This window comes from Oceanicola sp. 22II-s10i (assembly GCF_002210105.1).
GTDB lineage: Bacteria > Pseudomonadota > Alphaproteobacteria > Rhodobacterales > Rhodobacteraceae > Pseudooceanicola.
In genome coordinates, this window is sequence record NZ_AQQU01000002.1 from 252,029 (window position 1) to 264,484 (window position 12,456).

General features: G+C 67.4%; 12 protein-coding genes. 11 read left to right on the forward strand and 1 reads right to left on the reverse strand.

The genetic code is table 11. The annotated features are described in order from the left end of the window. The first annotated feature begins 105 nt into the window (after positions 1-105). Positions 106-1,764 (forward strand): NAD+ synthase, encoded by a 1,659-nt coding sequence (locus tag ATO6_RS09200; RefSeq protein WP_088623692.1) that lies wholly within the window; start codon positions 106-108, stop codon positions 1,762-1,764. A gap of 198 nt (positions 1,765-1,962) precedes the next feature. Here the strand turns inward: ATO6_RS09200 and ATO6_RS09205 are convergent, their stop codons facing one another. After that, the gene (locus ATO6_RS09205; RefSeq protein ID WP_088623693.1) at positions 1,963-2,355 is read right to left on the reverse strand and encodes a metallopeptidase family protein; all 393 of its coding nucleotides are present in this window, start codon (positions 2,353-2,355) and stop codon (positions 1,963-1,965) included. 125 nt (positions 2,356-2,480) lie between these two features. On the opposite strand from ATO6_RS09205, the gene ATO6_RS09210 reads away from it, so the two are divergent. From ATO6_RS09210 to ATO6_RS09255, 10 genes are all read left to right on the forward strand, one after another. Then, positions 2,481-3,032 (forward strand): 2OG-Fe(II) oxygenase, encoded by a 552-nt coding sequence (locus tag ATO6_RS09210; protein ID WP_088623694.1) that lies wholly within the window; start codon positions 2,481-2,483, stop codon positions 3,030-3,032. A gap of 98 nt (positions 3,033-3,130) precedes the next feature. Further along, the gene (locus ATO6_RS09215) at positions 3,131-3,748 is read left to right on the forward strand and encodes an NAD(P)H-dependent oxidoreductase (protein ID WP_088623695.1); all 618 of its coding nucleotides are present in this window, start codon (positions 3,131-3,133) and stop codon (positions 3,746-3,748) included. Positions 3,749-3,865: 117 nt separating this feature from the next. Continuing rightward, entirely contained in the window at positions 3,866-4,654 is a 789-nt protein-coding gene (rpiA, locus tag ATO6_RS09220; protein ID WP_088623696.1) for a ribose-5-phosphate isomerase RpiA, read from the forward strand. A gap of 109 nt (positions 4,655-4,763) precedes the next feature. Further along, positions 4,764-5,144, forward strand: coding sequence for a hypothetical protein (locus ATO6_RS09225; protein WP_088623697.1), 381 nt, complete (start codon positions 4,764-4,766; stop codon positions 5,142-5,144). Between the two features lie 223 nt (positions 5,145-5,367). After that, positions 5,368-6,729, forward strand: coding sequence for a glutathione-disulfide reductase (gene gor / locus ATO6_RS09230; RefSeq protein WP_088623698.1), 1,362 nt, complete (start codon positions 5,368-5,370; stop codon positions 6,727-6,729). Between the two features lie 77 nt (positions 6,730-6,806). Next, positions 6,807-8,003, forward strand: coding sequence for an FtsH protease activity modulator HflK (hflK, locus tag ATO6_RS09235; protein ID WP_088623699.1), 1,197 nt, complete (start codon positions 6,807-6,809; stop codon positions 8,001-8,003). Beyond that, on the forward strand, positions 8,003-9,136 hold the full coding sequence (gene hflC / locus ATO6_RS09240; protein WP_088623700.1) for a protease modulator HflC: 1,134 nt from the start codon (positions 8,003-8,005) through the stop codon (positions 9,134-9,136). Before hflK ends, hflC begins: the two co-directional genes overlap by 1 nt. Beyond that, positions 9,133-9,330: a DUF2065 domain-containing protein gene (locus ATO6_RS09245; protein WP_088623701.1), complete on the forward strand. Its 198-nt coding sequence runs from the start codon at positions 9,133-9,135 to the stop codon at positions 9,328-9,330. Before hflC ends, ATO6_RS09245 begins: the two co-directional genes overlap by 4 nt. A 43-nt stretch (positions 9,331-9,373) precedes the next feature. Then, positions 9,374-10,738 carry a metallophosphoesterase gene (locus tag ATO6_RS09250; RefSeq protein WP_088623702.1) on the forward strand — a complete coding sequence of 455 codons (1,365 nt, stop codon included), beginning with the start codon at positions 9,374-9,376 and terminating at the stop codon, positions 10,736-10,738. 261 nt (positions 10,739-10,999) lie between these two features. Continuing rightward, positions 11,000-12,433, forward strand: a complete 1,434-nt coding sequence (locus ATO6_RS09255; RefSeq protein ID WP_088623703.1) for a Do family serine endopeptidase — start codon at positions 11,000-11,002, stop codon at positions 12,431-12,433. Positions 12,434-12,456 lie beyond the last annotated feature (23 nt).

The window sequence follows — 12,456 nt, forward strand, 5'->3', positions numbered from 1 at the left end:
ACCGTAAAGGAGCGTCCGCGACCGGGCAATGTCTTTCGCCCAAATCGCCTTTCCCTCGCGGTCTGGTGAAGTTATGAGAACCGGGAAGCGAGGAGACGCGCGCACATGGCCGACAGGTTCCGTATCACGCTGGCACAGCTCAATCCGACGGTGGGGGACATCGCCGGAAACGCCGCCAAGGCGCGCGAGGCCTGGGCCGCGGGCAAGGCGGCGGGCGCCGACCTGGTGGCGTTCACCGAGATGTTCATCTGCGGCTACAACACCCAGGACCTGGTCGAGAAGCCGGCCTTTCACCAGGCCGCCATCGCCGCGATCGAGGACCTGGCGGTGGAGTTGGCGGACGGTCCGGCCTTTGCCATCGGCGGTCCGTGGATCGAGGGCGCGTCGCTCTACAACGCCTATCACATCTGCAACGGCGGGCGGGTCGTTAGCCGGGTGCTGAAGCACAACCTGCCGAACGAGACGGTGTTCGACGAGGTGCGCCTCTACGACAGCGGGCCGCTCGGCGGGCCCTATGCCGTCGGCAACACGCGGGTCGGATCGCCGATCTGCGAGGATGCCTGGCACCCCGAGGTCAGCGAGACCCTGGCCGAGACCGGGGCGGAGTTCCTGCTGGTCCCCAACGGCTCGCCCTACTACCGGGGCAAGATGGACACGCGGTTCAACCACATGGTGTCCCGCGTGGTCGAGACCGGGTTGCCGCTGATCTACCTCAACATGGTGGGCGGGCAGGACGACCAGGTCTTCGACGGCGGGTCCTTCGGGCTGAACCCCGGCGGCAGGATGGCGTTTCACCTGCCGGTCTTCGATACGGAAATCGCCCATGTCGACCTGGAGCGCGGGCCGGAGGGCTGGCGCATCCTCGAGGGCGAGAAGGCGCATATCCCCGACGACTGGGAACAGGATTACCGGGCGATGGTGCAGTCGCTGCGCGACTACTGCGACAAGACCGGGTTCAGGAAGGTCCTGCTGGGGCTGTCGGGCGGGATCGACAGCGCCATCGTGGCGACGATCGCGGCGGATGCACTCGGGGCGGAGAACGTGCGCTGCGTGATGCTGCCGTCGGAATACACCTCCGAGCATTCGCTGGAAGATGCCGAGCAGGTCGCCAAGAACCTCGGCTGCCATTACGATTACGTGCCGATCTCGGGCCCGCGCAAGGCGGTGACGGAGGCGCTGGCGCCGGTCTTCGAGGGCACCAGGCCGGACCTGACCGAGGAGAACATCCAGTCGCGCCTGCGTGGTCTGCTGCTGATGGCGATGTCGAACAAGTTCGGCGAGATGCTGCTGACCACCGGCAACAAGTCCGAGGTCGCGGTCGGCTATGCCACGATCTATGGCGACATGGCGGGCGGCTACAATCCGATCAAGGATCTCTACAAGACGCGGGTCTTCGAGCAGTGCCGCTGGCGGAACGCCAATCACCGGGACTGGATGATGGGGCCGGAAGGTGCGGTGATCCCCGAGCGGATCATCACCAAGCCGCCCTCGGCGGAACTGCGCGAGGACCAGAAGGACAGCGACTCGCTGCCCGATTACCCGGTGCTGGACGCGATCCTGCATATCCTCGTGGACCTGGATGGTTCGGTGTCGGACTGCGTCGCGGCGGGGTATTCGCGCGAGGATGCCAAGCGGGTGGAGCACCTGCTCTACATCAGCGAGTACAAGCGCTTCCAGTCCGCGCCGGGGACACGTCTGACCAAGCGGGCGTTCTGGCTGGACCGCCGCTATCCGATCGTGAACCGCTGGCGCGATCCGGGCTGACTGGACCGGGTTGACGGGGACGGCGCGCGTGCCTGCGGCACGACGCCCCGCCCGCCGTCCCGTGCTGCGGTGATCTTGCAGGTCGGGAAGGGAAGGGGGCTGTCTGCCCCCTCTTGCGGGCTGTGCCCGCAATTCACCCCCGAAAGTATTTGAGACCAGAAGAAGCAGGGGACCTGCGCGGCGGCTGAATGGTCCGCGTCATTCCCACCACGGGTCGATTTCGGCGATGTCATCGTCGGACCAGCCGAAGTGATGCGCGAATTCGTGGACCACGACGTGCGCGATCAGATCGTCGAGATCCACGTCGCCCCGGTCGCGCCATTCGTCCAGGATCGGTTCGCGGAAGATCCAGACCGTGTCGGGCTGCGCGGGCATGTCGAAGACCGACTTCTCGGTCAGCGGGATGCCGTCGTAGAGGCCGGTGAGGTCAAGCGGGTCGTCGATGCCGAGGTCGTCCAGCATATCGTCGTCCGGCCAGTCGGCGATGCGCAGCAGGACCTGCGTCGCGCGTGCGGCGAAAGGGGCGGGCAGGGCGGCGATGGTGCGCAGCGCGATTGTCTCGAAATGGTCGAGGGAGGGGTCCTTGCTCATGTCCGCCGATATGGCGCGGGGCGGGCGCGGTTGGAAGGGCGGAAAGCGACCGGGGTGTCGCAATCCGGCGCGAAGGGCGCGCGGGATGGCCCTAGTGGCCGCGGACCCTTTTGCGAGAGCCTGCAATGCTGACCCTTCACTCTGTCCCCGACGCCTTTTCCGCAGCGGAATGCGACCGTCTCTGCGCGCTGGCCGAGGCCGCGCCGTCGGCCGAGGCGCGGCTGGTCGGGGCGCAGCGCGATCACAACATCCGGCGGGCGGACCTTGTCTGGCTGGACGATCTGCCGGACACCGGCTGGGTCATGGACCGGCTGATCGACGTGGTGCGCGTAGCGAACAGGGATGTCTTCGACTTCGCGCTGACGGACTTCAGCGAAAGCCCGCAGATCGCCAGCTACGGCGCTGAAAAGGCCGGGCATTTCGACTGGCATGCCGATATCGGCGACGGGCGTCTGGCGGCGCGGCGCAAGCTGACGCTGGTGGTTCAGTTGTCCGAGCCCGGGGATTACGAGGGCGGTGTGCTGGAGGTGATGCCGACCTCGGCCGTGCTGACCGCGCGGCGTGAGCGGGGCACCGCAGCGCTGTTCCCGGCCTTTGCCCTGCACCGGGTCACGCCGGTGACGCAGGGGCGGCGGCGGTCGCTGACCGTCTGGGCGCACGGTCCCGCGTTTCGCTGAGGTGCCTTCGCGTTTGCGCACAGAACCTGCGCCTTTGTGAAGGCTGCATTCCGGAACCGGCTGGCTATCTCTCCGTTGCCAGACAACAGGAGGTTCCCATGACCCAACCGAAGATCACCATCGCGTTCTATTCCACCTATGGCACCAACCATGCCATCGCCGAAGCCGCCGCCGAGGCCGTGCGCGCCACCGGCGCCGAGGTCCGCCTGCGCCGCTTTGCCGAAACCGCCCCCGCCGAGGTGGTGGCCGGGCAGGACGCCTGGAAGGCGCAGGTCGAGAAGGTGCAGGACATCCCCGAACTGACCCATGACGACATGATCTGGGCTGACGGATACTTCTTTTCCTTCCCGACCCGCTACGGCAGCGCGCCGAGCCAGGTCCGGGCCTTCATCGACACGCTGGGCCCGATCTGGCAGCAGGGCAAGCTGGCCAACAAGACGGTCACCGCCACGACCTCGGCCGGCAATGCGCATGGCGGGCAGGAATCGACGCTGCTGAGCTTCTACACCTCGACCATGCACTGGGGGTCGGTCATCGTGACGCCGGGCTACACCCATGAGGCCGTGAGCGGCGCGGGCGGCAACCCCTACGGTTATTCCGCGAATGCCGGCCAGTTCGACGACAAGGGCAAGGCCGCGGTCAAGCACCAGGCCGAGCGGCTGGTGTCGCTGACCGCGCAGCTGGTCGCCGGGGCCGATGCCGCCAAGGCGGCCTGACCTGCTGCGACAAATCCCGGCCCCGGACGGCGGAACACCGTCTTTCGGGGCCGACGGACCTATGACTCCGGGCCGCGCTTGCCTATAGAGAGCATGACGCAGTTACGGAGTCGCACCATGGCCGGTGAGCTTTCCCCCATCGACAAAGCCAAGTTCGTCGCCGCCAAGCGCGCGGTCGATTTCGTCGAGGACGGAATGCGCGTGGGGCTGGGCACCGGGTCGACCGCCGCATGGATGGTGCGCTGCCTGGGAGAGCTGGTCCGCAACGACGGGCTGAAGATCAAGGGGATCCCCACCTCGACCCGCACGGCCGAACTGGCGCGGGACTGCGGGATCACCGTGATTTCGCTGGACGAGGCCAAGTGGCTGGACCTGACGATCGACGGCGCGGACGAATTCGACCAGGACCTGAACCTGATCAAGGGCGGCGGCGGGGCGCTGTTGCAGGAAAAGATCGTCGCGACCGCGTCGGACCAGATGATCGTGATCGCGGACGTGGGCAAGGAAGTGGAGACGCTGGGCGCGTTTCCCCTGCCGCTGGAGGTCATTCCCTTCGGCTGGCAGACGTCGCAGGCGCTGATCGAGGAGATGCTGATCTCGATGGATGTGCTGGGGCGGAACACGACGCTACGGATGAACGGTCCGGCGCCCTTCGTGACGGACGAAGGTAACTACATCCTCGACCTGCACCTGAACCGGATCGGAAACGCGCGGCAATTGTCCATGGTTCTCAACCAGATACCGGGCGTTGTCGAAAACGGGCTGTTCATCGACATCTGTGACAAGGTGGTGGTCGGCTTCGGTGACGGGCGGGTCGAGGTGCGCGACATCAACGACGGTTCGATCGAGGAGGATCGTCTGGACTTCCTCGAGGACGACAACCTGTTCCGCGATCTGGGCGACTGAACGGGCGGCGGGGTGACCCCCGTCCTGCATCTCTGAAATATCGGGCATATTCTTGCGGCGGGCGCGGTCCGGCGGCAGTCTGGGCAATGCAAGGGCAGGGAGGTGCGTGATGGCGGATGTGGAACGGGACGTGTTCGGGGTGCTGGACGCCTTCATGGCGGCGCTGAACGCACAGGACAGCGCGGGGATGCAGGCGACGTTCCATTTCCCGCATTACCGGCTGTCGACCTCCGGCGTGCAAGTCTATGAAACGGCTGATGATTACGGGATCGAGGTCTTCAAGAACCGCGCGGACACCGGGGAGTGGGACCACAGTGCGTGGGACCACAAACGGATCGTGCATGCGGACGACAACAAGGCGCATGTAGACGTGCAGTTCACCCGGTATCGCAAGGACGGCTCGGTGATCGGGGTCTATCCCTCGCTGTGGATCGTGACCCGGATCGGCGGACGCTGGGGCGTGCAGGCGCGGTCAAGCTACGCGGCCTGAGGGGCTAAGGAGACGGCGGGGACTGCGGACGGGCCGCGCCGCGAATCGGCGTCGCTGAGCCTGTGACAAAGGGCTCGGGACCGACTCTCCGGCTTCGGGTAACGGGTCGTTCGTCCCGTCGGTATCCAGCCCGCTTTACGCAGCGTGCGCGCGGACCGCTCGGCACTGGCAATCCGTCCGGGCCTGTGGTCTATGGACCGCGACCTTTCACGGGGAGCCGGGCATGAGCGACTTCGACTATGATCTCTTCGTCATTGGTGGCGGCTCGGGTGGCGTGCGCGCGGCGCGCGTGGCGGCGGGCGAGGCGGGGGCCAAGGTCGCGCTGGCCGAACAGGACCGCTATGGCGGCACCTGCGTGATCCGGGGCTGCGTGCCCAAGAAGCTCATGGTCTTTGCCAGCGAATACCCCGGCATGGTCGAGGACGCCCGCGCCTATGGCTGGGATCTGAACGATCCGGAATTCGACTGGACCAAGTTCCGCACCAAGCTGGAGGCGGAACTGGACCGGCTGGAAGGCATCTATCGCAGCCTGCTGAAGAACGCGGGCGTGACGACCTATGACGCGCGCGCCCGGCTGAAGGACGCGCATACGGTCGAGCTGTCGACGGGCGAGACATTCACCGCCAAGCACATCCTGATCGCCACCGGCGGACGGCCCGTGGTGCCGGACATTCCGGGCTGGGAACTGGCGATTTCGTCCAACGAGATTTTCCACCTCAAGGAACTGCCCAAGCGGGTTCTTGTGGTCGGCGGCGGCTATATCGCCAGCGAATTCGCCTGCATCCTGCATGGCCTCGGCTGCGCGGTGACGCAGTTCTACCGTGGCGCGCAGATCCTTCGGGGCTTCGACGACGAGGCGCGCGGGCTGGTGGCCGACGAGATGCAGAGCCGCGGGATCGCGATCCACTGCGGCACCAACATCCTCGAGATGGAGCGCGACGCCGACGGCATTCGCGTCAAGGCGTCGAACGGGACCGAGGCGCATTTCGACCAAGTGCTGTTCGCGATCGGGCGCGATCCGAATTCGAACGACATGGGGCTCGAGGAGCTTGGCATCGAACTGGGGCGGCGGGGCGAGATCCTCGTCGACCGCTATTCGCAGACGCCTGTGCCGTCGGTCTATGCCATCGGCGACGTGACCGACCGGGTGAACCTGACCCCCGTCGCGATCCGCGAGGGGATGGCCTTCGTCGCCACCGTCTTCAAGGGCGAGCCGACGCCGGTGGATCACGACCTGATCCCCTCGGCCGTGTTCACACAGCCGGAACTGGGCACCGTGGGCCTGACCGAGGAAGAGGCGCGCGAGCAGGAGGCGATCGAGGTCTATTCGACCTCGTTCAAGCCGATGCAGCAGGCGTTCGCGGGCCGGGCCGACCGGGTGCTGATGAAGCTGGTGGTCAGCAAGGCGACGCGCCGGGTGCTGGGCTGTCACATCGTCGCCCCGCAGGCGGGCGAGATGATCCAGATGGCCGGTATCGCGGTAAAGATGGGTGCCACCAAGGAGGATTTCGACCGGACGGTCGCGGTCCATCCGACGATGGCTGAGGAACTTGTGACCACGCGGGCGCCCGTGCGCAGCGCATAAGGGTTGAATCCCCGGCCCGATCTGCCCAGCTAGAGGGGAGATCCGGCAAGGGACCGGAGACTAAGGGAAGGACAGACATGGCAGGGAATTCCGGCGGGCCCTGGGGCGGAGGCGGCGGTGGACGCGGCGACGACCAGGGCGGCGGCAATGGGCAGAGGCCCGGTGGCAATGGCGGCGGTGGCCGCAGGCCAGAGGGCGGGAACCAGATCCCCGACATCGACGAACTTGTCCGCAAGGGACAGGACCAGCTGCGCGTCCTGATGGGCGGCCGTGGCGGCCCGCGCCAGCCGAACGGCAATGGCGGCGGTGGCGGCCAGGGCGGGGGCGGCGGTCCGCTGCTGACCCGCACGACGCTGGTTCTGGCCGGCCTCGGCGCCGTTGCGCTGTGGCTGTTCTCCAGCCTCTACACCGTGCGTCCGGAAGAGCAGTCGGTCGAACTGTTCCTCGGCGAATATTCGTCGACCGGCGGCCCCGGCCTGAACTTCGCGCCCTGGCCCTTCGTCACCTACGAAGTGATCAACGTCACCTCGGAACGGACGGAAAACGTGGGCGTGCGCCGCAACAACGACAGCGGCGGCCTGATGCTGACCACCGATGCGAACATCGTCGACATCGGGTTCCAGGTCGTCTGGAACATCAAGGACCCGGCGCAGACCCTGTTCAACATCCGCGATCCGCAGCTGACGGTCGAGGCAGTGTCCGAATCCGTCATGCGCGAGATCATCGCGGCGTCGAACCTCGCGCCGATCCTCAACCGCGACCGGGGCATCATCGCCGACACCGCGCTGCAGAACATCCAGGAGACGCTGGACGAATACAACTCGGGCATCAACGTCGTCCGGGTCAACCTCGACCGAGCGGACCCGCCCGCCGAGGTGATCGACAGCTTCCGCGAGGTGCAGGCGGCGGAACAGGAACGCGACCGGCTGCAGCGTCAGGCGGACGCCTATGCCAACCGTGTTCTGGCAGAAGCCCGCGGTCAGGCCGCGCAGACGCTCGAACAGTCCGAAGCCTACCGGGCGCAGGTCGTCAACGAGGCCATCGGTGAGGCATCCCGCTTCATCTCGGTCGCGCGCGAATTCAACCAGGCCCCCGAGGTCACGCAGCGCCGTCTCTATCTCGAAACGCTGGAGCGCACGCTGAGCCGCGTCGACAAGGTCATCATCGACGAAACCGCTACAGGCGCAGGGCAGGGCGTCGTGCCCTATCTGCCGCTCGATCAACTGAACCGGTCCCGTGACGGCCAGCCGGGACGCAACGGAGGGTCGAACTGATGCGCAAGGCATATGCTCTTCTCGTCATCGTCGTGGTGGCGCTCGTGGTCCTGTTCTCGTCGATCTTCATCGTCGACGAACGTGAAAAGGCGCTGGTCCTGCAGTTCGGCCAGATCCGGCAGGTGCGCGAGGAACCGGGTCTCGGCTTCAAGATGCCGATCATCCAGGAGGTCGTGAAATACGATGGCCGGATCCTGTCGCTCGACACCGAGACGATCGAGGTCACGCCGTCGGATGACCGGCGTCTGGTTGTCGACGCCTTCGCCCGTTACCGGATTGCCGACGTCGTGCGGTTCCGGCAGGCGGTCGGCGTCGGCGGCATCCGCGCCGCCGAGGACCGGCTGAGTTCGATCCTGAACGCGCAGATCCGCGAGGTTCTGGGTGCGGATCAGGTGACCTCCGACACGATCCTGTCGACCGAGCGCCGGTCGCTGGCCACCCGCATCCTGAGCCAGGCGCGCACCAGCGCTGAATCGCTCGGGCTGGAGATCATCGACGTCCGGCTGAAGCAGACCAACCTGCCGCAGCAGAACCTCGAGGCCACATTCGCCCGGATGCGGGCCGAGCGTGAACGCGAGGCGGCGGACGAGATCGCGCGTGGTAACGAAGCCGCGCAGCGGGTGCGTGCCGCAGCGGACCGGACCGTGGTCGAGACGACCTCGAACGCCGACCGCGAGGCCGAGATCATCCGAGGCGAAGCCGATGCGGAACGGAACCGCGTCTATGCCGAAGCCTTTGGCGACAACCCGGAGTTCTTCGCCTTCTACCGGTCGCTGTCCGCTCTGGAACGGCTGATGGCCGAGGATACCTCGACGCTGGTGATCGCGCCGGACAGCCCGCTGATCGGCCCGCTGTTCGATGCGATCCGTGCGGATGGCCTGACCTCGGTCAACATCTCGGACACCGACGTGCAACGCCTGCGCGAACTGGCGCCCGAGAGCCAGGTTTCGCCCGATCTGCCCGACAGCGCACGGGAAGAGATCGAGCGCAGCAACCAGGAATCGGAGCGCGCGATCGAAGGCCGGACCAACGGCGAAGACGGTGCCGCCAATGACGCCGGGTCGAACACGACCGGCGGCGATGCGGCGGCCCCGGCCGACGGCACCGCCCCGGCCGGCACGGCGACGGAATGATCGCAAACACGCTTCTGGCCCTCGGGCTGGTGCTGATCGTGGAGGGGCTGGCCTATGCGCTGGCCCCTTCGCTTGTGGAGCGTCTGCTCGAGGCGCTGAAACAGGTGCCCGAGGCCGCCCGCCGCAACATCGGTCTGCTGGCGCTGGTGTCCGGCCTGCTGCTGGTCTGGATGGCCAAGGCGATCGGCGCCTGAGGCCGCGCTGGCGTTCCGCAGGGGCTGCGGCCTATGCTGGGACATGACGGATGATGCGGAGATACCGGCGCTGGTGCCGGACGGGGCGGGACACAGCTTCGTTCTCTATGGCGACGCCTGTTCCGGCGTGCCGGGCGCCCCGCACGAGGCGACGCACCGGGCGGTGAACGCCGTCGTCGCCCGCCTGCGGCCCGCACCGGAGTTCATCGTCTTTCCCGGCGACGAGATCATCGGCCTGACCGACGACATGGACGCGCTGCGGGCGCAGTGGCGTCACTGGCTGGATCACGAGATGGCCTGGCTCGACCGCGCGCGCTGTCCCGTCTACCACGCGACCGGGAACCACACGACCTACAGCGCCGAGAGCGAGGCGGTCTTTGCCGAGATGCTGCCGCACCTGCCGCGCAACGGACCGGAGGGGCAGGCGGGCCTGTCCTATGTCGTCCGGCGCGGCGATCTGGTGATGGTCTTCGTCCATACGCTCGACAGCGGACTGGGGGGCGAGGGGCATCTGGACACCGGCTGGGTCGCGCGGGCGCTGGCCGAACATGACGACGCGCGGTGGAAGTTCGTGATCGGCCATCACCCGGCGCTGACGGTCAACGGCTTTGCCGGGGCCTACGCCCGGACCATCGGGCCGGACTACGTGGAGCCGTTCTGGCGCATACTGCGGGATGCGGGCGTCACGGCCTACCTGTGCAGCCACATCCTCGCCTTCGACGTGCAGGCGCGCGAGGGCGTGCTCCAGATCACCACGGCGGGCGCGGGCACGGCGCACCGGATGCCGGAGGGGATCGAGTATCTGCACGCGGTGCAGGTGGCGCTGGATGCGGGCGGAATGCGGTATCAGGTGCTCGACACCGAAGGCGCGGTGCGCGAGCGGCTGGCATGGCCGCTGGCCGGGCCGGACGGCTGGACGCCGCTGGTGGAGGGCGCACAGGCCGCGCCGATCTCGGGGCCTTGCGATGCGGCGGCGGACCCGCCGCGGATGATGCACCTGCGGCTCCGGGGCGAGGTCACGCCGGATGCGGGCCCCGCACGGCAGACCCTGCTGGCCGCCAGCGACGGGGCCGGGTGGGACCCGCTTTGGATCGGCCTGACGGGCGCGTCCCGGCGGCTGACGATCACGCTGCAGCCGCAGGCGGGGCGCAGTCCGCACTACTGGTTCGGTCCCGATCTGGAGGGGGCTTTCGATCTGACCCTTGCCCTGCATGGCGGCATGGGGCCGGGCGGCATCCTCTGGCGACAGGGCGAAGGCGCGTGGTCGTCCTGCGTCTCGGCGGCCTCATGGGGGCTGGAGCGGCTCGACTGGCCCGCGACTTGGCATCTCGGCGCGCGGCCCGGCGGGCGCGAGCCGTTCCGGGGCACGGGCCTCGGCATCGCGCATTCCGGCGCGGGCGCCGCCTGACTGTGCGCGGCGCGCAGGTTACAATCCTCTCACGCCGTCTTGACGCACCGCGACGGGCTTTGAGTTGCGCAGGAAAGCGCCTACATTGCACATAACGAAGGTGAGGGGCGACACGCCGCGCCAGCGACACTGGCGTCCCCCAGGTTTCGGATGCGGACCGGACAGGCCCGGTCCGGTCATCATGCAAGAGAGAGGAGACCGGGAGTGAATACACAGGCTAGAGCCATTCAACCCCGAGAACGTGAGGCGCAGTTCGTGTGGATGCTGCGCGCGCTTTTCACCGCCATGGTCACCGCGCTGCTCGTTGCCGCGCAGATGGCCTCGGCCCAGACCCGGCCGTCGAGCTTTGCCGATCTGGCCGACAAGTTCAGCCCCGCCGTGGTGAACATCACCACCGCCACCACCGTGGCCGGCAACGCCGGGCCGAACCCGATCGTTCCCGAAGGCTCGCCCTTCGAGGACTTCTTCCGCGAATTCCAGGACCGCAACCGCGGCGAGAACCGGCCGCGCCGGTCTTCCGCGCTCGGCTCGGGCTTCGTGATCTCCGAGGACGGCTATGTCGTGACGAACAACCACGTGATCGAATCCGCGGACGAGATCACGATCGAGTTCTTCAACGGCACCACGCTCGACGCCAAGGTCGTGGGCACCGATCCCAAGACCGACATCGCCCTGCTGAAGGTCGAGGCCGATGCGCCGCTGCCCTTCGTCAGCTTCGGCGACAGCGACACCGCCCGCGTGGGCGACTGGGTTCTGGCCATGGGCAACCCGCTGGGACAGGGCTTTTCCGTCTCGGCCGGTATCGTCTCGGCCCGGAACCGCGCGCTGAGCGGCACCTACGACGACTACATCCAGACCGACGCCGCCATCAACCGCGGCAACTCGGGCGGTCCGCTGTTCAACATGACCGGCGAGGTCGTGGGCGTGAACACCGCGATCCTGTCCCCGAACGGCGGCTCGATCGGCATCGGCTTCTCGATGGCGTCGAACGTGGTCAAGCGGGTGGTCGACCAGCTGAAGGAATACGGCGAGACCCGCCGCGGCTGGCTGGGTGTCCGCATCCAGGACATCACCCCCGACATGGCCGAGGCAATGGGCCTGAAGGAAGCCAAGGGCGCGCTGGTCACCGACGTGCCTGAGGGTCCGGCGATGGAAGCGGGCATGGCCGCTGGCGACGTGATCATCGAGTTCGACGGCCGCCGTGTCGACGACACCCGTGGTCTGGTCCGTCAGGTCGGCAACACCGAGGTCGGCAAGACCGTCCGCGTGGTGGTGCTGCGCGAGGATGCCGAGAAGGTGCTGAAAGTCACCCTCGGCCGCCGCGAGACCGACGAGGCGAGCGCCGTTCCGGCATCCGCCGAAACGACCGAGGACGAGACTCCGAAAGAGCAGGAGCTCATGGGGCTGACACTGTCGCCGGTCACGGACGAGCTGGTCGAGAAGCTGGAGCTGGGCGCCAATGCGGAAGGTCTGGTCGTAGTGGACGTGGACGAGATGTCCGACGCCTACGACAAGGGCCTGCGCGCGGGCGACCTGATCACCGAGGCCGGCCAGCAGAAGGTCTCGACCTTCGCCGAGCTGGAAGCCCGGATGCAGGAGGCGCGTGACGCAGGTCGCAAGTCGATCCTGCTGCTGGTCCGCCGCGCCGGCGATCCGCGCTTCGTCGCGCTGCCGGTGGAAGAAGGCACGAAGTAAGCGATCCTCCAGATCGTGGACGT